This window comes from Posidoniimonas polymericola (assembly GCF_007859935.1).
Taxonomy (GTDB): domain Bacteria; phylum Planctomycetota; class Planctomycetia; order Pirellulales; family Lacipirellulaceae; genus Posidoniimonas; species Posidoniimonas polymericola.
Window position 1 is genome coordinate 787,769 of the sequence record NZ_SJPO01000001.1, and the last position, 24,364, is coordinate 812,132.

The 24,364-nt window shown below is 65.3% G+C and carries 18 protein-coding genes; all 18 read right to left on the reverse strand.

What is annotated here, in order from left to right:
* Nucleotides 1-512 precede the first annotated feature (512 nt).
* Entirely contained in the window at nucleotides 513-2,126 is a 1,614-nt protein-coding gene (locus tag Pla123a_RS03215; protein WP_146584075.1) for a hypothetical protein, read from the reverse strand.
* A gap of 222 nt (nucleotides 2,127-2,348) precedes the next feature.
* Nucleotides 2,349-5,465, reverse strand: coding sequence for a multiheme c-type cytochrome (locus Pla123a_RS03220; protein ID WP_146584076.1), 3,117 nt, complete (start codon nucleotides 5,463-5,465; stop codon nucleotides 2,349-2,351).
* A 271-nt stretch (nucleotides 5,466-5,736) separates the two neighbouring features.
* On the reverse strand, nucleotides 5,737-6,363 hold the full coding sequence (locus Pla123a_RS03225) for a PEP-CTERM sorting domain-containing protein (protein ID WP_146584077.1): 627 nt from the start codon (nucleotides 6,361-6,363) through the stop codon (nucleotides 5,737-5,739).
* A 7-nt stretch (nucleotides 6,364-6,370) separates the two neighbouring features.
* Nucleotides 6,371-7,252, reverse strand: coding sequence for a PEP-CTERM sorting domain-containing protein (locus Pla123a_RS03230; protein ID WP_146584078.1), 882 nt, complete (start codon nucleotides 7,250-7,252; stop codon nucleotides 6,371-6,373).
* A 7-nt stretch (nucleotides 7,253-7,259) separates the two neighbouring features.
* Entirely contained in the window at nucleotides 7,260-8,147 is an 888-nt protein-coding gene (locus tag Pla123a_RS03235) for a PEP-CTERM sorting domain-containing protein (protein ID WP_146584079.1), read from the reverse strand.
* Between the two features lie 11 nt (nucleotides 8,148-8,158).
* Complete coding sequence (locus Pla123a_RS03240; RefSeq protein ID WP_146584080.1) at nucleotides 8,159-9,277, reverse strand: hypothetical protein; 1,119 nt, start codon at nucleotides 9,275-9,277, stop codon at nucleotides 8,159-8,161.
* A 43-nt stretch (nucleotides 9,278-9,320) separates the two neighbouring features.
* Nucleotides 9,321-10,124: a hypothetical protein gene (locus Pla123a_RS03245; protein ID WP_146584081.1), complete on the reverse strand. Its 804-nt coding sequence runs from the start codon at nucleotides 10,122-10,124 to the stop codon at nucleotides 9,321-9,323.
* Entirely contained in the window at nucleotides 10,121-10,843 is a 723-nt protein-coding gene (locus tag Pla123a_RS03250; protein WP_146584082.1) for a hypothetical protein, read from the reverse strand. Before Pla123a_RS03250 ends, Pla123a_RS03245 begins: the two co-directional genes overlap by 4 nt.
* 294 nt (nucleotides 10,844-11,137) lie before the next feature.
* A complete protein-coding gene (locus tag Pla123a_RS03255) occupies nucleotides 11,138-11,788 on the reverse strand; it encodes a hypothetical protein (RefSeq protein ID WP_146584083.1) in 651 nt (216 codons plus the stop codon).
* A 270-nt stretch (nucleotides 11,789-12,058) separates the two neighbouring features.
* The gene (locus Pla123a_RS03260) at nucleotides 12,059-12,694 is read right to left on the reverse strand and encodes a PEP-CTERM sorting domain-containing protein (RefSeq protein ID WP_146584084.1); all 636 of its coding nucleotides are present in this window, start codon (nucleotides 12,692-12,694) and stop codon (nucleotides 12,059-12,061) included.
* A gap of 265 nt (nucleotides 12,695-12,959) precedes the next feature.
* Nucleotides 12,960-13,718, reverse strand: coding sequence for a PEP-CTERM sorting domain-containing protein (locus tag Pla123a_RS03265; RefSeq protein ID WP_146584085.1), 759 nt, complete (start codon nucleotides 13,716-13,718; stop codon nucleotides 12,960-12,962).
* Nucleotides 13,719-15,575: 1,857 nt separating this feature from the next.
* A complete protein-coding gene (locus Pla123a_RS03270; RefSeq protein WP_231956308.1) occupies nucleotides 15,576-16,937 on the reverse strand; it encodes an outer membrane beta-barrel protein in 1,362 nt (453 codons plus the stop codon).
* 304 nt (nucleotides 16,938-17,241) lie between these two features.
* Nucleotides 17,242-17,991, reverse strand: coding sequence for a hypothetical protein (locus Pla123a_RS03275; protein WP_146584086.1), 750 nt, complete (start codon nucleotides 17,989-17,991; stop codon nucleotides 17,242-17,244).
* Nucleotides 17,992-18,016: 25 nt separating this feature from the next.
* On the reverse strand, nucleotides 18,017-18,652 hold the full coding sequence (locus Pla123a_RS03280) for a CvpA family protein (protein WP_146584087.1): 636 nt from the start codon (nucleotides 18,650-18,652) through the stop codon (nucleotides 18,017-18,019).
* A gap of 62 nt (nucleotides 18,653-18,714) precedes the next feature.
* Complete coding sequence (locus Pla123a_RS03285; RefSeq protein WP_146584088.1) at nucleotides 18,715-20,724, reverse strand: ATPase, T2SS/T4P/T4SS family; 2,010 nt, start codon at nucleotides 20,722-20,724, stop codon at nucleotides 18,715-18,717.
* Nucleotides 20,725-20,735: 11 nt separating this feature from the next.
* Nucleotides 20,736-21,884: a type IV pilus twitching motility protein PilT gene (locus tag Pla123a_RS03290; RefSeq protein WP_146584089.1), complete on the reverse strand. Its 1,149-nt coding sequence runs from the start codon at nucleotides 21,882-21,884 to the stop codon at nucleotides 20,736-20,738.
* A 219-nt stretch (nucleotides 21,885-22,103) separates the two neighbouring features.
* Complete coding sequence (locus Pla123a_RS03295) at nucleotides 22,104-23,336, reverse strand: MFS transporter (RefSeq protein WP_146584090.1); 1,233 nt, start codon at nucleotides 23,334-23,336, stop codon at nucleotides 22,104-22,106.
* Between the two features lie 205 nt (nucleotides 23,337-23,541).
* Nucleotides 23,542-24,309, reverse strand: a complete 768-nt coding sequence (gene hisF, locus Pla123a_RS03300; RefSeq protein WP_146584091.1) for an imidazole glycerol phosphate synthase subunit HisF — start codon at nucleotides 24,307-24,309, stop codon at nucleotides 23,542-23,544.
* Nucleotides 24,310-24,364: the final 55 nt, after the last annotated feature.

Here is a 24,364-nt window from a genome sequence, read left to right on the forward strand (position 1 = left end):
GTGTGATTCTAGCTGAAACCGAACGCCGACGCGGTCGCGGGTCGGCCTGTCAGCGGATCGGAATCTCTCGCCTGTTTTGAGTAGAAATGGGCCGGTGCGCGGGTTCCAATGAAGGGTTGCGGGTCGCTTGGAGTCGCGTGCTGGGGGCGGGGCGGCGTTGCCCGGTGTTGAAGCGTTGGGGCGGCGGTGGGGTGGCGCCCTGGGGGATGCAATGGCGGACAAAACCCCTTGGGGGCGCGGCCGCGCGGAGTCCCCCTCACCCCTGGGGGGAGGGGGAGGCCTGTGTTAGTTAATCGGGAGGGGGTACGGCGTCGAGAGGTTGGCATGGTCCTGTACTGGTCCCTGGTGTCGCTGATAGTCAGGAGAGGGACAGCCTAGCTTGCGGCCCGACCCCCTCCCTCCGTGCCTCCAGAGGAGCGGCCTCCCCCCTTTGGGGAGGGAGAGCGTTGCTCGCCGCTGCGCGGCATTGCTCTGCGGAAGAGAGAAACTGAGAACGGGTGACTAGCGGCGGCTTAGAACTTCCACCGCAGCTCGCCACGCACGCCGCTGATGTCGCGGGAGTTCTCGAGCCAGCCGTGCATCGCGTCGACGCGGATGAGGTAGGCGTTGGTGATCGGCAGCTGCCAGCGGGCGCCGACGCCGTACTGCGGACCGGGCGCGTTGCGGGTGGCGTCGTCGTCGAAGGTGTGCAGCGCGGCGGCCTCGACGATGAGCTGCTGGTTGAAGTTCGGCGCGGCGAGCAGGTCCAGGCCGATCGAAGCGCCGAGCGTGTTGTTGCCGCTCGCGTCCAGCGTCGGGTAGCCGGTGAGCGCGTCGCTCTGGAACAGGATGCCGGTGTTGAATAGTACGCCGCCGGCCGCGGCCGCCCGGGCGGCGGGCTGGGGGCGGCCAATGCCGGCGAAGAAGTTGCAGTACGGGATGACGTTGTACGGGTTCTGGGTAATGAGCGAGTTCTCCACCAGGAGCAGCACGCCGTCGGCCGTGCGTTGGCGGCGGGGGCCGCTCTGCCCCTCGTTGACAATCACGCGGACCGAGTTTGACACGGCGCCCAGGTACCGCCGCGTGTACGAAAGGCCAAGGTTGTGGTAGTCGCGGCCAATGTCCTCGTCGTCGGCCACATAGGCGTAACCGATTTCAAAGTACCCGCCGCGGGCCTCAATGAACGTGGTGGCGCCGAACAGGGAGCCGGTGTGCAGCGAATTGCCAAACGCGTCGGTCGACACCTGATCGAACGCTGTGAAGAACGTGATGTCGTAGTTGGACCAGTCGAGCCACGGGTTGTTGCGGGCCGGCAGGGTGACCGCGGCGCCCCAGAACGCGTCGAGCATCCAGGTGCCGTTTTGGAACAGCATCGGGATCAGGCCGACGGTCACCGGCAGGTCGAACGGGGCGTAGGTGTGCTCCCAGCCGCCGAGCATCTGGCCGAGGTCGCCCTCGAAGAACAGCGTGTCGGTGTTGGCGCTCCAGAAGTCGATCTCGTTCTTGAAGCTACCATTCTCGAACCGGGTGAACGCCGCGCCGTCCTGCAGCGGCCCGGTGAAGGCGTGGATCCGCTCGGTCGAGGTGATCCAGTAGTCGAGTTCGAGGTTGAGCCGCGCGGCGAGGACGTCGGTCTCGCGGTTGACGTTGCGGTTCACGGCGGCGCCGACGCGGTAGTCGCCGTAGACGTAGAACTTTTGTTGGACCGGGTTGGTGGGGCCGCACCAGCACTCGGTCTGCGGGATGGGACCATTGGAGTAGAACGGCATACCGCCCTCGACCCACGGCCGCTGGGTCGGGACCTCGTACCGGCCGCCGTAGACGTCGAGCGCGGCGCACGGGTCGTACTCACCCTGCCAGTAGCACGGGTCGGGGCTGAAGTCGCACCCGCCGGGGACGACCGGTTGAGCGTGGCAGTCGACCGCGCACTCCTCCACGGGGGGGAGGCAGCGGACCGACGCCGGCGGCGGCGGCAAGAACCCGTAGCGGCCCACGCTCGGCTTGTAGTGCGACTGCGCCGCCGACGTCTGGCAGTTCGGCGGGAGCTGCACGTGCGCGCCGGGCGCCACCGCCCACGCCGGCTGCGCCGCGGTCGCGAAGATCGCGAGCAGGCAAGCAATGCGGCGGGTGGCGGTGGTGAGTTGCAAAGTAGGTTCGACTGGTTCCCCTCCCCCATGGGGGGAGGGGCTAGGGGAGGGGGTAGGTTGTCCGCTAGTGGAGCTGTTCCTGTACTGGCCTTGTGCTCGTTTGATAGTCAGGGGAGGGACATCATGTTTTGCGGCCCGACCCCCTCCCTCAATCCCTCCCCCCGTGGGGGAGGGAGGTTAGTGCTCGCCGCTTTGCGGCATTGCTCTGTACTAAGCCCACTGTTACCTCACATAGAACTCAACCGACCGGTGGTGCATGTCCAAGATTCCTTCGTTCATCATCCGGACCATGTCGTCGGTCGCCTCGCAGAAACGCATGAACCAGATTGGCTCGATGCGGTTCCGAAGGCGGAACGACAAGCGGTACTTGCCGGGCGCCTGGATCAGCTCTTTGGGGATCTTGTAGTGCACGCGTTTCGTGCCGAGTGGGGCGATCGAGCGGCTCTCCATGCGGATGAACGGCGGGTGATTCATCGTCGTGATCGGGTTGGCGCCGGGGCGGAGGAACGGCAGCTGGTCGATGTCGACGTTGACCGGCAGCGGCATCTCGCGGTCGGTGCCGGTGGCGCCGGTGATCAGGAACATCGTCTGCAGGTTGAACAACTGGTGGTCGAACGGCGCCCGGTTGAGCTGCACGTCGCGCGAGTGGATGTCGCACAGGTCGCCGTCGGAGTCGGTGTAGCCCGACTCCCAGAGGCGGTCGCCGTTCGGGCCGATCAGCACCACGTTGGCCCACAATTGCGGCTGCGCGCCGAGCGATGCGGTCAGCACGTTGTGCCCCTCGTTGAGGTTGGTGACGTCGTAGTACAGGCGGATCGGGGCCCCGCGGGCCGGCTCGTGCTTGAAGTAAGGGCCGGCGACGTGCATGTGGTCCGTCATGATCTCGCGGCGCTTCGCGTTCTTCTTCTCGAGCGCCTTGAGGTTGTCGTCGATCACCTCGCGGGCGTCGAAGCGGTCGTCGGCCTCCTGCCACTCCGGCGGGAAGTGCGCGACCAGCTTGCCGTCGTCCAGCGCGTCCTCAAAGTCGTCAGTGCCCCAGCCGGCCCGCCAGTTGAACTTCAGCCACTGCTGCATCGTCCACCGCTCGGCGTCCTTGTTGTGGGGGAACACGCCGGGGTGGCTGATCGAGTAGTTCGGCCCGTAGAACATGTGGTTGGCGTGCTTGCGCTGCTTGTTGACGGCCTTGCCGCCGACCTCGGCGATGGGGCCGATCTCGTAGCCCGAGGCCTCGCCCGGCTTCAGGCCCATGTGGCAGTCCTGGCACGTGACGCCCTTCTTGCACGCGGGCGACTGGCGATACTGCTCCCACACCACCTCGAGCTTGATGCCGGGGTGCACCGCCACCTGGTGGCACGAGGTGCAGAACTCGGCCTTGGAGAGCTGGTCGAAGTACCGGCCCTCGAGGTGGATCGGCTGCCCCGCGCCCTTCTGGTCGGGCGAGGTCTTCACCTTGTAGTGGTCCGCCTTGGCGATCGCCGCCGCCACGCCGTCGCCGCCAATGCCGCCGTACACGGGCGCGTAGATGTCGCCCGGCACGATCCGCCGCTCGCCGTTCGCCTTGGTGTAACGCTCGTTGATGCGGTGGCAGGCGATGCAGGTCACGCCCTCGCGGGCGACCTTCGGCATTTCCCACAGCGGGGTCGCGCGGTTCTCGCCCAGTGCGGTGCCGACCGGCGAGTGGCAGCGGTAGCAGAAGTAGCCCACCGTGCCCTGGCTGAGGTCGGTGATCTTCTGCTCGAACTTCTGGAACATCGGCGAGACAAACGCGTACGCGTGGCTCGACACCCGCCACTCGTCGTACAGCTGCTTGTGGCACTCGCCGCACTCCTGGGCCGACGGGTAGCAGTTCTTGGCGAACAGCTCGCGGTGGGCCCCGATCGAGCTCAGCTTGCTGTCGGTCGCCGCGCCGCCGGCGGCCGAGGGGACCGAGTGCGGCGCTCCGTGGGCGGCGCCGCTAGCCGACGCGGCAGCAGGCAGCCTGGGCGCCGGCGCCGCGAACACCGGCTCCGGAGTAATCGGCCGCTGCTCACGCGGCTGCATCCCACCGCCATCGCTGCTCATGACGCGCCGCGGCGCCGCCGCGCGTTGCTGAGTTGGTTGCGGCTGCGCCGGCTTGGGAACCACTTCGACGGGCTTGCTCGGCTGCGGGAGCGGATCGACCGCCCGCTGGGACCGCTGCGGCATCCCCTCGGGCTGCTTCGCCGGTTGCTCTATGGGCTGCTTTATTGGCGCCGGCAGAGCCGATCGCGGCGCGTCGAACAGCGACCGACCCGGCTTTGCGGGAGCGACCGGTGGCGCCGACGGTTGCTGCGGTGGCAGGGGCTGCTCGCTCCGCTCAATCGAAGGCGCGGGACGCGTCGGCGGTTCGGGCTTGGTGGGTGGGGTCGGTTTGGGCACGACCGGCGGTCCGGCGTCCGAGGGCGACGCGGGCTCGCCGCCGAAGCCCAAGTCCGGCCCCTCGATGGCGTCGGGAGTCCACAGCCGCGAGTCGACGCTGGGGGCGGCGGGCGGTTCCGCGGACCCCCCGGCCGGAGCGGGGGACTCGGCGATCTTGGTGGGCCCGGGGGCGGCCGGCGGCTGATTGTTGCGAGGCTCGGCGGTGGCAGGCGGGGCGAGTTCAATCGCGTCGGCCTCCAGCGCATCTGGGTCAGGGGGAGTTGCCGCCAACGGGGCGGTAGCAGGTGGTTGGGCAGCCGGCGGCGCGATGGTCACGGCGGGCCCGTCGTTGGGGGCCTCCACCGGTGCTCCCGCAGAAGACTCGGCGGGAGCTTTGTCGGCGGCCGGCTCGGCGGCCGCCCCGCCGTTAGCCTCCTTGTCCTCGGGCACGAACCAGTCGCCCGGTGGCACCAGCCAATCGCCGCGGTCCGTGTTCTGGGCGACACGCAGCGAGCGAACCGGCTGCTCGGTCGCGCGCATCGCGACGCGGATCGGTTCGCGTTGCGGGCTCGGCATCGCGTCGGTTTGCTGGCTGGCGACCGGCGGCGGCGCCAGGCCTTCGCGGTCGAACAGGTCGAGCGCGTGGGGACACGCGGCGCCGATCATCGCCCGGAGCTCCGGGTCGGGCGGCAGCCGGCGGACCGTTGGGGCAGGAGACTCGGCCGGAGTGGGAGCAGAAGCGATAGAGGGGCGGCTAGTCGGTGGAGCAGAGGCAGATGCTGCCGCAACCGAGGTTGGTTCGGCGGCCATCGTTGGAGCGACCGCGGCCGTCGTGTCGGGCTGCGCCGGCCGAGCCAGGTCACGCGAGGCGAGCTGCACCGCGCGGGCGCCCACCAGCAGGCCGGCTGCGACGAGCAGGCCTACCAGGATCGGCGGGGACGAGTTCGGGCGGGGTGTCGCCAACGGGGCTTCCTTGCCTGCGTTTGCGGTGCGGGTTCGACCCCGCTGCGGGGGCCGGCAATCGATGCAATGCTATCACTCCACGCGAGCAGCGCATCCAGAACCAACATCGAGCTTTCACCCACCCACCGCCCCCCATTTCACCTCACGACAGCACAGAGGCCGCCACCCGCAAGGTTTGACTTCGGGTTACCGGACAAAGCGGGGCGCCAACAGCAAGAGCCCCCGAAAGTCGGCGGCTCGTTGGGTCGGTTGGTTGCTCTGCGGCGATTGCCTACCGGCGGCGGCGCGAGCCGAGGGCGGCGAGCGCCAATCCGGCCAGGCCCGCTGTGGCGGGCTCGGGGGTGACGGTGATCGAGAAGGCCGGCGCGTCAAACGCCACCGCGCCCTGACCCCAAACCGTAAACGGGTTGACGGCATTGGGGGCAGCGTAGACCGAGGTGGTGCCGGGCGCCAGTGCCTCAATCGAGAGGACGCCGTGGTTTAAGTTGGCGCCAAAATTGCGGGGGTCGCGGTAAAAGCCTTCGAGGTTTATGCCGAGGCCAAACGAAATTACAGCGACCGCCAACGATCCGTCGACGAGGTGGCCGTTGGTGTTGAGATCGCCCTGCTTGATGCCATCCCACGCGGGTCGCCCAAACACAACTGGGTTGGCGATGCTGATGTCTGTCGCCTGGAGCGTGCCGTTAGGCGTCGCGACGATGTCGAACGAGGCGCCAGTGACCTTTATTCCAGCGACGCGCGTGACCCAGATGTACAGCTCAGCGGTGTCACCAACTCCCATCGTAAGCGGACCGGTGGCCGTAGGATCGGTAGGGCTGCTGCCGAGGAACACGGTGACGGCGGGCGCTGTCGCTGCGGTGCAGAGGGCAATCAGAAACGACGCAACGAGGGGCTTCATGCAATTCTTACCTGTGGCCAGACGTCGAACGTCGCCGGCATAGGCCTCCGGCGCCGGCGATGGCGAGTGCTGACAAGGCGAATGTGGCGGGCTCCGGCGCCATACGACGCACGCCGTGGTCGGGGATGGTGACAAACGGGTCAATGTCGAGAGTGTTGACCTTGCCGTCGAGGTTGAAGTCTGCAACTGCTTCCATCGGAACGCCAGGGTGGCTTGATTTCCAATCCTCCGGGGCCGTCAGCGTTTGGACGAACGGGTCAATATCGAGGGTATTAAATACTCCGTCGATATTTGTGTCGCCCTTCATCCAGCCCGCAACGCACTCCACGGTACAGATTTCGAACGTCGGGTTATCGAAGGAGGTGGTCTCTTGGCCGTCCACAACGAACGCAGCTTCGGAGGGGAGGGCGGTGATCACGGATTCTGCATGCCAGGAATTGGTCTCGAGCGAGAGTACTCCGTGCAGAAACGCGCCATCGACCTCGCGGGAGTCCAGGCCCGTGCCGATCAGCGAGGCGTCAATGCCGAGAGAGTCACCCGCAACCGAGATCGAACCATCCACAATGTGAGAACCATAGATTGGCAGGTCGCCCGATTGAATCCCGCCCTGCCAGGCGGCGGCGCCCTCGACGACGGGGTTCTGAACCTGGAAGCCAGTAGCCGTCAGTCCGCCCCATGGCCCTGCGAAGAGATCGAACGCCGCGGTCGTGATCTTGGTCCCGGCGTCGGGGCGGATCCAGACGTATAGGTCGGCCGTGCTGTTCTCCGGCACAATCAGCGGATCGACAGCGCTGGGGTCGGTTGCGCTGCTGCTGAGGAACACAGAAAGGGCGGGCGCTGTCGCTGCGGTGCAGAGGACAATCAGAAACGACGCAACGAGGGGCTTCATACAATTCTTACCTGTGGCGAGAATGCGAACGTCGCCGGCAGAGGCAAGCGGCGCCGGCGATGGCGAGTGCTGACAAGGCTATCGTGGCGGGCTCGGGCGCCGACGACGTGGCGACGGGCGATTCTCCGTAGACGAACCCTTCAGTCCACTTGGCAATATCCAGGGTATTAACAACGCCATCTTCATTCATGTCGGCCACGGCTTCCATCGGCACGCCGGGGTGGGCTGCTTTCCACACTGCCGGCGCCGTCAGAGTTTGGACGAACGGGTCGATATCGATGGTGTTGAATACTCCGTCGAGGTTGGTGTCGCCCAGAAGTGGCGGAGCTACGCACGCGCCGGTGCAAACGGTCAAACCGTCCCTTTGAAACTGCAGAACCTCTGCGCCGTCGACAACAAACGGGAGGCCCGCGGTCGCGGGGTACACATTGGATTGCACGGACCAGTTAGACGATTGCACCGACAACACGCCGTGCAGGAACGCCCCGTCGAATTCGCGCGGGTCTTGGCCGCTGCCGATTAGGCTGGCGTCGATTCCGACGCCGCCGCCAGCGAGGGCTACCGAATCATCGACGAGCCGCCAATACCCGTCCACCACGCCGTCCTGCACGCCACCCTGCCATACGGAAGTGCCTAACACATCGGGGGTTTCGATCTCAAACCCGGCGACTTCGAGAGCCCAACCGTACGACGTGCCGATATCCATCGCCGCGGTCGTGATCTGCGTGCCCGCGTCAGGTCGGATCCAGACGTAGAGGTCGGCCGTGCTGTTGAGCGGCATGATCAGCGGGTCGACCGCACCCGGGTCGGTCGCGCTGCTGCTGAGGAACACGCTGAGCGCCAGGGCTTGGGTAGCCCATGTAAAGACAACGAACGCCGCGATGAGCCCTTTCATTAATCCATTCCTTACCAGCGATTCGTCCGTACTAGAAGTCGGCGAGATGCCGCAATTGCCAGTATACCCAATCCTACCGCCGATGGCTCAGGGATTCTGCCCGATGGACTGACGTGCCCGGCCAGGTTGCCAACAGAGTAGCTAGAGAAAGTAGTACGCACGAGCGATTGAAAGTCGGCGTCAAGACGAGGCTCGCCGTCATAGGCCAACTGGGTAGAGACGTAGAAAACACTGTCTATGGCGATGGCATCGGTGACCGCTTGGATGGTCCCCGGCGGCAAATCGATCACTCGATTGGGGGGGGCGATCGTGACGAGATTATCAACGAGCAGGTCGAGAGTCGGATCGACCACCCTAGCATCTTCTGGGGGGGACACTGTCGAGGTGGGCGCATCGAGGACGGGCTCGTCGACAGGCGCCGTCGACTGCGATGAGTCGAGGGCCAGATCAGCGGGAGAGGCCGGCGACGTGGTCGGCAGACCGACTCTCGGGTCAGTCGGGCCGGTAACCTCGACAACAAATGCGGGGGCGTCAAAGGGGGTGACTCCCAGGCCGCGTACCGTGAGCGGATTACGCTTGCTGGGGGCGGCAAAAACCCTGGTAGTCCCGCCGAGGTCGCCTGCCTCGATCGTAAGTGTGCCGTGCAGAAAGGCGCCGTCGACTTCATACGGGTCCCAGCCGCTGCCGACGAGGGCCGCGTCGAGGCCGGAGGAGGTGACCGCGACCGCGACCGAGCCGTCGACCAGATTCCAGTTGCGATTCGTCTTGCCGGGCGAAGGGCCCTTGGAGCCCTGCCACCGGGGCTGACCGAGCACCTCGGGGTTCAGCACGTCGAAGGCGGTAGCCGACAATAGGGAGTTGTCCGAGGCAATGTCGAACGCCGCCCCGTTGATCCTGGCGCCGGCGTCGGGCTGGATCCACACGAAGAGCTCGGCCGACTCGCGCGGCGCCAGCGTCAGGCCGTCCGTCGCGTAGGGATCGGAGCCGCTGCTGCTGAGGAAGATATTCACGGCCGAAGCCGGGCCGGCTAATGCAAGTGCCGCGAGCACGCACCAAGCCTGGCGTCGCTGCAGTGCCATCAAACCGTGCAAAGAGGAGGTAAGTGCAGTCGCGGAGCAGAGTTTTTCCACAGGACGTCATCCACGGGGAGGCAGCGAAATGCAGAGCGCTACCCTAATAGGCCGGAACTACCCCGTCGCGCAACGGGGACTCCCCACCTGTTACCGTTCGTACCGGCCGGGCCGGGCAAGGCCGCCAAGCACCCCCCAGGGCGCCAGCAATCGCCAAGCTAGCGGGCTCTGGCGTCGCCGCGACCCCGGCGCCGGTAATCACCTGCACAAAAAACTGGATATCGAGTGTGTTGACCACAAGATCCATGTTGATATCAGCCCGCTCGACTCGGATGCCGGGGTACATCGCGTCGTACGCTGCGGGGTTCGTCAGGGCGAGCACGAAGGGGTCGATGTCGAGCGTGGAGACGAAGCCATCGTCGTTGGTGTCGCCGACGATGCCCATTGGAGGCGCGCCGAAACTGTCCAATAGGAGATCGCCGAGCACTCCATTCTGGGCGACATAGCCCTCTGCCTGTAATCCACCAGAGTTCTCGTAGCCGAGGGTCAAGAGTTCGTAGACGCCGGCCGCCAGGCCAGGACCGCCAAACGAGGCAAACACATGCCCGTTCTCGAGTTCGGTCCACAAGCCGGTCGTATCGCCGCCGATAGGGCTGCCTGGCAGGAACGGGTTGTCGCCTGGGTTGGGGGTGTCGAACGCAACCGTGTCGCTAATCTGGGCGCTGGTGAGCGTCAGCCCGTGCGTGAACTCCACGGCTACCTCGACGCCAATCGCGCCGGGCGCGTCGAGCACAACCTGCACGCCGGCCGTCCCATTGCCGTAGTCGACAACCGATAGGCTAGGGACCGCCACCGCTGTGGGGGCCAGGCACACCAACGCAACAATCGAAAATAACAGGCTTCTCATAGATGCAACTTCCGAAGGGTACTCGACGCTAGTAGCTTCCGGCGACGCGGGCGTGGGACGCTTCCAACCGCCAGCGATCCGGCAGCGATTAGTAGTGAGGCGGGCTCCGGCGCCCGGGCGGCCGACGCTCCGCCGGTCAGCAGCGCGACAAACGGATCGATGTCGAGCGTATTGACCTGCAGGTCGAAGTTGACGTCGGCACGCTCGACGCGGATACCAGGGTAGATCGCGTCATACGCAAGGGGGTCCGTCAGGGCCAGCACAAATGGGTCGATGTCGAGGGTGTTGAGCAACCCGTCGTCATTAACATCGCCGACGATGTCAAAGATTATGTATCTGAAGTCAGAGAGGAGTGGTCCCAGTGTCCCGTTCTGCGCGACGTAGCCTGCGACATCGACGCCGCCAGAACCAGCGTACAGCACGTTCAGAGTGAGTAGATCATAAACGCCGGCGGCGGTGCCTGGGCCGCCAAAGGAAGCGAAGACTTGGCCATTCTCTAGGTCGGTCCACAGGCCCGTCGAGTCGCCGCCGATGGGGCTGCCGGGTAGGAACGGGTTGTCGCCGGGGTTGGGTGTGTCGAACGCCACCGTGTCGGCAATCGTAGCGCTCAGCAAAGAGAGCCCATCGGCCGCTTGGACGGTGACCTCAACGCCGATCGCGCCGGGCGCATCGAGCACGACCTGGACAATGACCTCATCGAAGTTGTCAATGTTGAGCATCAGAGAGGGCGCCGCAGAGCAACGAGTACCAGCCACGATGGCTCCCAGGCTCATCAAGAGCCCCACCGGCAAACCAGACTTTCTTAGCAGCTTATTCATAGAACAACTCGCTACGCAAATCGGGCAGAGGAACGCCGAGCTTGAATGGCTTGCGGGTCGCAATCGCCCAGCCGCTCGGGGCCACGCGAATGGCAGAGCCAAGGGTAGGCCTACCTAGGTTATAGTAGTAGCCGCATCGCCCCACAAACAAATAGGCGCCCCTAACAACGGCGTTGCTTAGCAAGCTACGGCACGTTACGGACGTCGGCGGAAGCCGAGGGCGCCGGTGACGGCTAGGCAGGCGAGGGCTGCTGCGGCTGGCTCCGGCGACAGATAGACAAGGAAACGCGGTGCTTCGAACGGCACTGCGCCTTGCCCCTCGACGGTGAACGGATTTACGGCGTTAGGGGCGGCGTACAACTCATACAGCTCAAGCGCCCTGGGGTCGCGAACGTCAATAGTCAGCGAGCCGTAGTTCCAACTGCCACCGAAATTCCGCGAGTCTAACCCTAAACTATCCAGCTGGGCGTTGATGCCTTGCGAGGTAACAGCGACCGCCAACGTTCCATCCACCAGGTGGCCATTGGTGTTCAAATCGCCCGGCTTAATGGCGCCTTGCCATGCGGGCGTGCCAAAGATAAGTGGATTGTTGACGCTGATCGCTGTCGCCTGGATCTTGTCAGGATGGGTTGTGACGATGTCGAACGAGGCGCCGTTGATCTTGGCGCCGGGATCGGGGGTAATCCAGATAAACAGCTCGATCGGATCAAAGGGGAAGCCGACAGTAGAGAGGTCCATGGGACGCGTGGCCGACGGGTCCGTCGCGCTGGTGCTTAGGAAGATGCTGACCGCCGAGGCGTTTGCGGTCCAGGCAGCAGCAAGCAGCAAAACGGCAAAGCTTTTCATAGCGACGGATCCTCGGTGCAATAGGCTGAAGAGCACAGGAAAGTTCCTGCCATGCCGTTGGAAGGGCGAGAATCCTGCCGACGGCGATCGCTAGCGTTTGTGGCTTCACCGAGCGATGCCTGTTGCGTCGGCGATCGAACGAGAGCGAGATACTTACGCCCTTCGTTATAGTGCTAGCCGCACCGGCTAGCAAACAAAAAAAGAGCCCCTGACAAGTCAGGGGCTCTTTGTAGGTTTCAGCTTAGTTCCGCTCGCGAGAGCGGCGATCGCTTAGCGACGACGGCGGAAGCCGAGGACGCCGGCGATGGCCAGGCCGGCCAGGCCCATGGTGGCCGGCTCGGGGATGCCAACCACGTTGACCGCGAAGGTCGGGGCATCGAACTGTACACCGCCCTGGCCTTCAACCGTGAACGGGTTGGTGGCGTTGGCGGCGGCGTAAAGGTTAGTCGTACCACCGGCGAGAGCCTCAATCGACAGCGAACCGTAGTTCCAGCTGCCGGCAAAGTTACGCGGGTCGGCGCCGAAGCCGTTGAGCTGCTGGTTGATGCCCTGGGAGGTAACAGCGACAGCCAGCGTGCCATTGACAAGCATGGTGTCCGAGCCAAGGTCACCCAACTTCACCGAGCCCTGCCAAGCCGGCACGCCGAATACGTTGGGGTTCAGAACGCTGATGTCGGTGGCGCCAACAACTCCACCCGGATCGGCGAGGATGTCGAACGAGGCGCCGTTGATCTTGGTGCCGGCATCTGGGGTAATCCAGATGTACAGCTCGGCGGTGTCGCCAATCCTCATTTCGGGCAGATCAGTGGCCGACGGGTCCGTAGCGCTGGTGCCGAGGAAAATGCTTACAGCCGAGGCATTGGCGGCAAAAGCGGCGACGATCAGTAGTGCAAAGAAGCTCTTCATAGGGTTGACTCCGGTATCTGATATTCTTGTTTGAAAAATCGAAACTAAATCTTAGGTGTTTGGCCTGCTGAACAAAGGTGCTTGTTGCTTAAGCGATTGGCCGCTCGCTGAAGCACACCCTGCTACATTAGCTCTCCAAGATGCATGCCTGCCAAAGGAAGCGGAGTTGCTTCGGTTGGTCAAACATTTCAAACAAGTCAGAATTGGTTGAGAATTTACGATGGATTGAGCGTTGCTTCCGAAGCCTCACTCAGGTTGTTTCAATTTAGCAGCGACGGCGGCCACGGGCCAAGCCAACCAAGCCGGTCAGCAGCAGCATCGTAGCGGCGGGCTCCGGAGCGGCAGTGGCGGCGCCACCGGTGATCAGAGCCACGAACGGGTCGATGTCAAGCGTGTTGACCGCCAGGTCGAAGTTGGTGTCGGCACGATCAACGCGGATGCCGGGGTAGATGGCATCGTAGCCGGCCGGGTCGGTTAGGGCCTGCACGAACGGGTCAATGTCAAGCGTGTTGACCACGCCGTCGTCGTTGGTGTCGCCGACCAAACCACCACCGATATTCAGGGTCGGGGCGGTCAGCAGGTCGCCGAGCACGCCGAGCTGGGCCACATAGCCTTCGGCGTCGAGGGCACCGGTGCCGGTGTAGGTGAGGTCGAGGAAGTTGTAGGTGCCGGCCGCGGTGCCGGGGCCACCGAAGGAAGCGAACACCATGCCGCTGGCAATGTCGGTCAGGTCGAGGCCGACGGCGTCACCACCGACCGGGCTGCCAGCGATGAACGGGTTGTCGCCGGGGTTGGCTTCGTCGAAGGCAACCGCGTCGGCGATCGAGGCAGCGGTGAGCGTCAGGCCCCCGGTGGCCTCGAGGGAGATCTCGGCCCCGATGGCGCCAGCGGCGTCGAGCGTGACCTGCAGGGTGGCCGAGCCACCGCCGTTGTCAATCAGCGAGAGCGACGGGACTGCAAAGGCTTGGGCGGCCGGCAGGCATAGGGCAGCTACGGCCGCCAGGGAAATCTTCTTGAAGGACATCTGAGTTTTCTCCACCCACTTATCTAGAGAAACGAGTTTAATTCCACAGAGTTGCCGAACTTTGCGATAAGTGCTCAACGCGTCTTTTCGGCGCCCCTTCCAATTGTCTCGGAGAGCCTCAAGTCAACCAGCACGCATGCCCCATCAGTATGACCAACCAGGTATCCCCTTGTCGAGGAATTGGAAGCGAAATTTAGTAAATTCGATTCCGCGGAATTTCTTCCACCGGTTTGCCCGCTGGCGGATAGCTGATGCCAGGTTGTCTTGAAAAGTTGGCTCCACTTGCTTTGCAGGAAGCCCCAAAAACCCCTGCAATGAGTAGAAACCGGCTCAACGGACCGCATTATGCGAGCGGTCAGATAGGGTGTCAAGCAGTTTTCGGAGGGTTCGGGGGTTTTTGCGCGTTTGCGTGAGCGGTGGTGGGCCAGGCGCGAAATGTGGCCACGAGTGCATAAATCCTCGGAAAATAGCCGCGTTTGTAGCGCTACCGCTGAGGCGAATAGTCTCACCCGTTGGCGATGAGTCCGCGGTCGCGAGCGGCGGGGCTGGCTTTTGTGTCGCGAAGCAGGGGCGTTTGGGCGTTCTTGAAACGTCTGCCGAATCGCCGCGGGCGTTGTTGTTCTTTGGCGTTTGCTCGGGCACGCGATTTGCGCTGGGCACGGCTGTCCTGGGCGGCAATTGCGGGGCCTTGGACTTTGTCTGGGACGTTCCGGGGCCGGGCTGCTACGAAGCGCGGCACTGGGCCGCAGCAGGGAAGAAGAGAGAGAAGAGGCGAGAGTCGTGCATTGGAGCGACGGTTCGCGGGGGCACACGGGTTCCGAGCGTAGCGACGGCGAACGGACAGGGCGGAGCCGCTGCGAGTAGGGCCGGTTTTGATCGAGGTTTGTAACGCGAGTAGGCGCGCAGGCGGCGGAAAAGCTGAGTCTGTAGGCGCTTTCGTGAGCGGCGCGTGTGAACGTCTCGCGCTCGTCTCTCAATGCCGTTGAGTCGCTGCGTTGTGGTGGCGTTGGGTGGCTGCGCTTGTTTGAGCAGTTAAGAGACGCCGTTGGCGGGCCTTGCGAGTGGTGTGCGGTGGCTGGTGGCGTGGTGGATTCGGGACGCTTCACTCGGGTTGGCGCTCGCTGGCGTCGTAGTTTCGCTACAACCGGCGCGACACGAACGCCGAGCGGATTAAAAAGCAGTTGAGGGTTCAGAATGGGGCAAAAAGCTTTGCAATCGCCGACGGCCTTTTGCTAAACCAACACTTGTCGACACGCGGGCCACAGAGACGTCTGACGGCCGGCAGAATGGTGGGGCGGGCAGGGTCGCTCGCCCAGCGATTTCGTCACCACGAAATGAGAAAGGAGAACACGATTACAGCGACGACTGGTTCCGATGACTCGTGCGATACGCCATTCGGGCACGCACGGGACGCCCGGCGCCACGCGAGCGTTTGTCGTGACTCCCCAGACAGGATTGAGGATCGGCGGGGTGGCGTCTAACGCCCCGATAAGCCGACTCGATCAGGCCCAGCAGGGCGGATGGCATAGAGCCGACCGATGCTTGAGATGGCGGTCCGACGCCCCGGCGTGCAGGACTAGAAATCAAGACCCTGACGAATAAGAAAATCTGGCTCTCAAGCCCGTCCCATCGCCGCGATGGGGCGGGCTTTTTTCGTGGGCGCCGGTTGGAGCGCGCTAGGCGCTGGGCATTCTCTTGGGCGTGGTCGCGGCGGCCGGGTCCTGTTCCACAGTTCTAGCGTTCAACGCCTTCTCTAGAATGCGGCCGGCTTAGCGACCGCGCAACAAAAAACCCCCGATCGCCGCGGGGGCGATCGGGGGGTGAAGGGGTCTAACGGTAGCCCTTTGGGGGCCAGTATTAGAAGGTCAGGATGGCGTCAACGTTGAACGAGGTGCTGTTGTAGTCACCCTCGTCGGCGAAGCCCAGCGCCTGGGCGCCGGCGTCCGACGCGGCCCAGTCCCAGCGGACTTCGGGGCGGACAATCACGTTGGCGTGAGCCTTGTAATTGATGCCCGCGGTGAGCTCGCTGTAGCTCTCGCCGTCGCTCTTCCACCACTCCATGCGGCCGCCGACGGCGACGCAGTCGTTGAGGGTGTAGAACAGGTACTGGTTGATGCCAACCTGGTCGTGACCGACGCCGTTGCGGACGCTGACCATGTCGCTCTGGGCGACGTAGTTCAGGTTGTCGCTCAGCGTGACGTCAAACACCAGGCTGTGGCTGTAGGCGCTGCCGTCGACCACACCCGCGGCGCCGCCGTAGGTGGTGGCGTCCGACCGCAGGCCGAAGTCGCCAGCGGTGCAGATGTAGGTGAAGGCAACGTCGTCCATCAGGTCCGCACTGAAGCCGCCCAGGAAGCTCGATCCCGAGGCGCCGTTCTGGTTGTACTGGTCGAAGCCAGTGTCCCAGCCGAGGGTCCAACCACCGTACACGGTGACGCCGTCGATGCCGCTGTAGGTTCCGAGCACACCGGTGTGGGTGAACGGCTCGCTGTTGAACATCGTCAGCGAGTGGGTGAAGAAGAAGTTATCCGGAGCGGTAACCACTTCGTAGCCAATCAGCGTGTAGAAGTGACCGGCGATGACGCTGAAGTCACCCGCGGCCAACTCGAGGTACGCCTGGGGCATGGCCCAGCCGTAGACGCCGTGCTGGAAGCCGGTCGAGGTGTCCCAGCGGGCGCTGTCGTTGCCGAACGCAACGGTCTTCGACGCGTCGGTGCCGTACATGACGTCGAAGCGGAAACCCCAGTCGAGGCCGCACGAGCCGTCGGCAACCTTCTCGAACCACATCCACTGCTGGTTGAGGTTCAGCTGGTCCGGGGTGTCGCCGAAGGCGAGCACGTCGCCACGGTTCTGCGACAGGCGGACGTTGTTGGAGTTGTAGCCCAACTCGGTCCAGCCACCGAAGTCCCAGCACGCACAGTCACCCAGCACGTGGGAGCTGAGGGTGCAGGGGTCGCCCAGGCAGCAGTCGCCCAGCAGGCAGCAGTCGAAGCCGCCGCAGGTGCTCCCGCAGCCGCACGGGTCGCAGCAGTCCTCACCGCAGCCGTCGTCGCAGCCGCAGCTCGGCTCCGCACAGCAGCTCGGCTCGTCGCAGCCGCAGCTCGGTTCCTCACAGCATCCGCTGTAGTTAAACGCCGTTTGAATCGCCGTTTGCGCCATCGCCGGGGATGCGCTAAGGGCGATCAGGGCTACGCCCATCGTCCATTTCGCAGTGTTCACCTTCAGACTCCTTCTTCGGAACTATCACGCGGCAGGTTCATCCTGCCAGCAACTAGGGGGATACTAACGACGGCTCGGCGGCAAACTGCCTACGTTCCGTCGCCCATTTCTGACCGCCTCGCAGGAACTATCGACGTCCCGTTCGCTGGTGATGCATTCGCAGAAGGGGCATCCTGGAGAAAAACGGGCCCAAACAGCCCCGTTTTGGCAAACCTTGCGGGCTGCGGCGACCTGCCCACCCGAGGACGGGGGGGCGGTGGGCGGCGGGCGAGCAACGCGGGCCAAGATTCGGCCCCTGGGCGTGCTAGCCCTCGTCGAGACCGACGCCGATCACCCGCCAGACAGGTGGGGCCGAGCCGACCGAGGTCCGGTCGAGCGTGATCATGTACCGCCGGGTCGGCCCCTGCTCGGGGCGGACCTCGTAGGTCTGAGAGAGCGTTGCGCGGCGGTTGCTGGAGGAGTAGATCGAGCCGCTGCTGACCCTTTTGATCGACTCAAACGGGCCGATCTCGATGAGTTGCTGGATCTCGGGACGCTCCAGGAACTGCACCAAATCGGCGTCGGGCGTCGAGGGCGCCGCTTGCGGCGGGGAGCCGTCGGACCCTGTGGCCGCCTGCTCGGCGTCGGCCTGGCGGGTCGCTTCGGGCTGCAGGAAGTACTCGGCCACGGCCGGCCGATCTTTGGCGTTCTTTGACAGCAGGAAGGCGTTCTGCTTGTCGCCCTCGCCGAGGAGCTTGAGCATCAGCTCGGCGGTCGGCGCCGCCTGCGCGTGCAGCCGCGTGTCGTAGGCCAGCTTGTAGCCGCCCCAGCTCGACAGGCACATCACGCCCAGCCCGAGTCCGGCGAGGGCCAGCCCGCGGCCGGCGGCGTCGGCCACCGAGATGCGGTGCAACGCGATCAACGCGGTGGCAATCGCCAGGCAGGGCAGGACAACCAGCAGCGGCCAGAGGAACAGCCCAGGCGAGAGCAGCCCCAGCACCAGCGACAGCACCGCGGCGGCGCTGAGGGTACGGTAGGTCTCTTCCGTAGAGAAGTCGTCGTGGTCGGTGGTCATGGGCGTCTTGCCTGTTCCGCAGCGGCTAGCGGGCTCCCCCGCGTTTGACCTTGAGTTCCCAGGCGGCCTTGGCGGCTCCCATCACGCCCTCAAACCGCTCGCGGCGGGCGGCGTAGTCTTCGACCCAAGGGCCGGGCTCGAAGTCGCCACCGTCGCCCAGGCCGTTGGGGTCGGTGAAGATCTCGGCGGCGGCCAGGAACGCCAAGTCAGGCGAGGTGGTGATCAGCGACGGGCTATCGGCGGACCCGCCGTCGTGGAGGATCGCGCCTCCCATGGTGTCCTTGGGGAGGGCCGCGAGGTGGATCGAGACCGCCGCGATCGAGGCCAACGTCAGCCCGCAGAACAGGCCGAAGGCGGGCCCGGCGTACTTCTCCAGCGGGTGCAGGAACTTGACCTGTACTGGCGACAGCGTGGTCCCAAGGGTCTTGAGGACCGTCACTGTGAGGGCGAACAGGCCCCAGAACACCATCAGGTCAAGAATATACGTGTACTCGCCCCCAGCGGCCTCGTCGGCCCAGACGGTTAGCGGCTGGTAGAAGCCAAATGCGACCACGCTGGCCAGGATCATGTGGCAGAGCAGCAGCAGGTTGTGCCACAGGCCCTCGCGGACGGTCATCGCGAACCCGGCGAAGAAGACAACGGCGACAATCGCAATGAACATGGGGAACTGGCGGTTGGATCGGGTGGTTGGGGGAAGTCGGAACGCGTGCTGTGGGCCGTGGGTTACTGCTTCAGCACCCGCTGCAGCTCGTTGAGCGAGGTCGTGCCTTTGACGATCAGCAGGATGCCCTCTTCCTGGAGTGTCCGCATGCCGGCGTCCCGGGCCGCCTTGCGGACGTTCTCCAGCTTGGGCTGCTTGCGGAGCACCTCGCGGACCTGATCGTCGACGATCAGCAGCTCGAACAAACCGGTGCGGCCGAAGTAGCCGCTTCCCGAGCACTTGGGGCACGGCTTGTTCTGCTCTTCCGCGGTCGGCGGGCGGTACAGCCGCTCGGCCTTGGCGGCCGGGATCTTCAGCTTCTGCAGCAGGGCCGGGGCCGGCTCGTAGCCGACCTTGCACTCGGGGCAGAGCACCCGGATCAGACGCGTGTTGAGGACCGCCGAGATCGCCTGGCAGAATTCCTTGTGCGGGGCCTTCTTCTGCAGCACCCGTAGCATCGCCTCGGGGGCGTCCTTTGCACGGGTGGTGGTGAGCACCAGCTTGCCGCTGTTGGCCTGCTCGATCAGCTCCTTGGCCGACTCCGGGTTCTCGAAGTCCCGCACGATGTAGAAGTCGGGGTACTTGCGGATCAGCTTGGGCATCAGCGTGGCGGGGGATTCGCCGGCCGCTGTGTCGTAGAAGTGCGGGGCGATGTTCTCGATTTCCCGCTGCGGGTCGGACTTCTCCTCGATCGAGAACACGTCCCGCATGAGCCGGTCGGTCTCCAGCAGCGAGACGTCCACCAGCGTGGTGAGGCCGCCCTCGGGCATTGCGGAGACCAGCAGCAGCCCCTCGCTCTGCTGCAGGGCGTCGGCCCACGGCTGGGACAGCTTGTCCCGCATCCCGAGCTCGGCGAAGGAGTTCAGCGGCTTCGAGTTGGAGCTTTGCAGCGAGACCATCACCCGCTCGCCGGTCTTGACGCCCTGGCTGATGATCGGGCAGGTAAAATCGGCCCCGTTGTACTTGGCGGCGAACTTGCCGGACTGCTTCTTGACCCGCTCTTTGACGTCCATGTCGGCGAGCTGCTTCATGACGGCCAGCATGACGTCGCCGGACTCGCGGTCGCGTGGCTCGCCGACGTCCCAGACGCCGTCGATGTAGTGCCGCACGCCGACCGCCTCCTGGCCGTAGTCGAGCAGCACGCGGTCGCTGCGGCGCTTGGTCATGTCGGCGATCAGCTCCTTGACCAGCACGTAGCCTGGCGAGAGCCGGGCGGTCATCAGGTTGGCCTGGTTGGCGCGGTCGTCTATACCCCCCTTGGCGATCAGGTCGACCGGCGGGCCCTTCTCGTAGTCGGCCTTCTTTTCCACGTCGATCTTGGCCCCGAATTTGTTCGCCAGGGTCGCCATGGTGTACTGCCACCAATCCTTCGTGAAGACCTTCTGGTGCTGCTGGACCGAGCGGTTGTGGGCGATTGCAAACGCGATAAACGGCCCCAGGACGAGCAGGGCGTAGACGCTGATGCCGGCGGCGTAGATTGGCAGCAGGATGACCACCAGTAGGCCAATCAACCCGCAGCCCACGACGATGCCGTTCCACAGGGCGTAGCCCAGCTTATGGATCTGTGACGCCCGGTTCACCCAGTCACAGGTGCGGATCCAGATCAGGTACAGCAGCAGCACCGGCAGCAGCTTGAGCCACGACACAAACGGCCGGGTGTCGCGGTACATGGCGTGCGAGTCGCCCCACTTGTCCTGCAGCCCCTCGGCGCGGCCCCGCTGCAGGCCGTCCGAGTCGGTGTAGGTCGGGCCGCTCGCCGCGGGGCGGTTGCCCGACACGGGCACCGGGGCGTCGGTCGACTCTGGGTTTTCCGGAGCGTCGGGCGCCTCGGGGGCGTCAATAGCTCCCTGGTCGGCGGCGGCGTTGGCCGCCCGCCGAGCGTTCTGCCCCTCGAGCTCCTGCCCAGCCGCTTGGGCGCCAAGCACGTCGCCGAGGCCAACCTGTCCGAAACAATGAGCAGGACCAAGCAGCAAAATCGCCAGCACGGCCGGCGCAAGGACCCCAAGGGTCCCGGGGAGGGATAGTCGGAGCACAGCTTGCTTCATCAGAGGATACCGCCCTGGGACACGTCGATTCCCTTGAGGGCCATTTTCAATTGCTCGGGATCGGGGGCGACTTCCATCGCGACCGTGCGGTCGATCAGCTCGGCGTCGACCAGGCCCTTGAGGCTTTGGGTGAAGTTTTGCATGCCGTCCTCGGCGCCGATCCGGATGGCGTCACCGAGCTTGGCGTCCTCTTCCTCGAGCACCAGTTTGCGGATCAGCGGCGTGAAGGTCATGATCTCGACCGTCGGCACCCGGCTGACGCCCGGCTTGATGCTCTTGAGGAGCTTCTGGGCGACAATCCCCTTCATGTTGAACGCGATCGCGCTCCGCAGGGCGGGGTGCATGTCCTGCGGGAAGAGGTCGAGGATACGGCCGATGGTGGTCGACGCGCTCGAGGCGTGGATCGTCCCGAACACCAGGTGGCCCGTTTCGGCCGCGTGGATGGCGGTCATGAAGGTCTCTTTGTCACGCATCTCGCCGACCAGGATGATGTCCGGGTCCTGGCGGACGGCGTGCTTCATGCCGATCTCGAAGTCGATTACGTCCAGGCCGATTTCGCGTTGATTCACGAGGCACTTGTCCTCGGTGAACACAAATTCAATCGGGTCTTCCAGCGTCAGGATGTGCTTGCGGTAGTGCCGGTTGATCCAGTTGAGCATCGAGCCGATGGTCGTGCTCTTGCCGGAACCCGTAACCCCCGCCAGCAGCACCATGCCCTGGTCGAACTTGCAGAGGTGCTCGACCGAGCCGGGCAGGTACAGGCCCTCGAAGTCCGGGATGAAGTTGTTGACCCGCCGCGCGACCAGGCCCATGTGGCCGAGCTGCTGCAGCAGGTTGACGCGGAACCGCCAGTCGACGCCGTCGACGTTGACGGTGTGGGCGAAGTCGGCGCCGCCGTCCCGCTCGAAGATCTTGCGGCTGCGGTCGTTCATCAGCGGGTAGAGGAGGTGCAGCATCTCCTCGTCGCGGATGGCGGGCGAGTTGAGCGCCCGCAGCGTGCCGCCGACCCGCATCATCGGCGGTTTGCCGACCTTCAGGTGCAGGTCCGAAGCCTCCTGCTTGACGCAGGCGCGGAACAGCTTGTTTACCTCCAGATCCGCCGTGTTGGGGATCAGTCCGCTCTTGACGGCCTCGGCGACACTCGCCATCGGTCGCTCTCCTCTGCGTAGCTGTTGGGGGGTAGCTGTTAGGGGGTAGCTGTTGGTCTAGCCGTTGGGGCTTCCCAATTTTCGCCCGACGCGCAGGGCGTTGCCGTGCCCCGTGCCGGGAAACCCCCAGCATACACCGAAGAAGGCGGCAGGTGGACCTCCTGGAGAAGAATCTAGCGGTCCCCGCCCGGGCGGCCACGCGGCCCGCCCCGGGGCGGGTCAGGCGGCCTGCCCGGGCTCGCCGTGGCGGTCGGCGGCGGGCGGCGCCGCCCAGGCGCTCAGCGCCCAGAATGCCGGTGGCAGCAGGGCCGCCATCCCCAGGCAGCACCACCACGGCAGCCGCGGGTCGATCTGGTACAGGAGTCCACCGACCAGCGGGGCCCCCACGAACGCGGTGGCGTGCGACACCGAGTTCAGCCCCATGTAGGCCCCTCGGTTGCGGCCACTCGACCGCCGGGCGACGTGCGTCATGCCGAACGGGGCGTTGAGCATCTCGCCGGCGGTCCACACCACCGCCAACGCCACCGCCCAGGCGAAACCGCCGCCGAACGGCGAGCAGCCAAACCCCAGGCAGAACAGCAGCGTGCCGACCGCCACGACCCGCAGCGGCGGCAGCCGGCGGAGCTTCTCGGTCAGGATCATCTCGAACACGACAATCAGCGCCGTGTTGACGACAAAGATCGTGCCGATCTGGTCCTCGCCCAGGCCGTACTGCTCGGCCAGGTACATCGGCAGCGTGCTGATGATCTGGAAGAACACCAGCCCAGCGGCCGACTGCAGCAGCAGGAACATCAGGAACGGACGGTCGGCGAATGGGCCGCCTAGCGAAGTCCGGCGGGGGCTCTCGGGGGTCGCCGCGGCGGGGCCGGACAGGTCGAAGGCCGTGAGAGTCACCACCGCCGACAACAGCACAAACACGCCGTTAATCGAGAACAGCAGCGGCCACAGTCCGGCGTGCGCCAGGTAGCCGCCCACCGCCGGCCCGATCGACATCCCCAGGTTCATCGCCAGCCGGTTCAACGCGAACGCCCGCGACAGCAGCTCAGGCGGGGCGTGGTCGGAGGTCGCGGTGGCGATCGCCGGGCGGATGGTCTCTGCGGCGATGCTCAGGTACAGCAGCACCGCGCCGAACTGCGTGGTCTGGGTGCAGGCCGCCAGCGCGGCGTAGGCCGGCGCGCTCAGCAGCAGCGAGCCCAGCACCACCCGCATCGCACCAACCCGCTCGGTGAGCCACCCCCCAAGGTACGCGCCCGCGACTCCTCCCAGGCCGTAGATCGCCAGGAACTGGATAGCCAACGCAGGGTCGACGCCGTGCACCTTCTTGAGGTAGATCGCCAGGAACGGCAGCACCATCGTGCCGCAGCGGTTAACAAAGATCAGCGCAGCCAGCAGCCAGACCGCGCGGGGCAGGCCGCTGTACGCTTCGCGGTAGAGGGCAATCAGGCGGGGCATGGGCGTCGTCCGTGGACCGGCCGGTGGGGGTCGATAGTGTACCCAGGACGAATCTGCCCCGGCGCCCCATCGGTCCGGACTGCACCCCCTACAGACGGTCGCCGGCGTAGAAGGTTCGCCGGAAGCCGATCCTGACTCCACAGCGAACCCGCCGGGAGCGGCTCGCGTTCCAGGCGATGTGCGGGCCGCGCCAAATCGAGGTCGCCTACAGCCGGACCGGCGCGCCGTACTCCCGCATCACCCGCTTGGTCTCCTCGATGGTGTACTCACCAAAGTGGAAAATGCTAGCCGCCAGGGCGGCGTCGGCCTTGCCGGCAGTGACCACCTCAGCCAGGTGCTGGGGGCCGCCGGCTCCGCCCGAGGCGACCACCGGGATGCCGACCGCTTCGCTGACGGCGCGGGTGATCTCGAGGTCGTAGCCGTCCTTGGTGCCGTCGCGGTCCATGCAGGTGAGCACGATCTCGCCGGCGCCGAGCCGCTCAACCTCCTTGGCCCAGGCGACCGCCTCGAGACCGGTCGGCAGCCGGCCGCCGTTGATGTGCACGTCCCAGAACTCGCGGCCGTCCCGCTGGACCCGCTTGGGGTCGATGTTCACGACGGTCGCGCAGCTGCCAAACGCGCGGGCGATCTCGGTCACGACCTCGGGCGTCTTGACCGCGGCGGAGTTGATGCTGACCTTCTCGGCGCCCGCCTGGATCAGCCGCCGCGCGTCCTCGAGGGTGCGGATGCCGCCGCCAACCGTGAACGGCATGAACACCACCTCGGCCACGTGGCGGACCATGTCGGCGGTGATGTCGCGGCTCTCGTGGCTGGCGGTGATGTCGAGAAACACCAGCTCGTCGGCGCCCTCGGACTCGTACCGCTTGGCGACCTCGACCGGGTCTCCGGCGTCGACCAGGTTGACGAAGTTGGTCCCCTTCACGACGCGACCACGGTCGACGTCCAGGCACGGGATAACGCGTTTGGCGAGCATTTTGGCGTCGGCGGGCGAAGGCAGCTGGGGTGGAGTCGCTCATCTTACTCGCCCG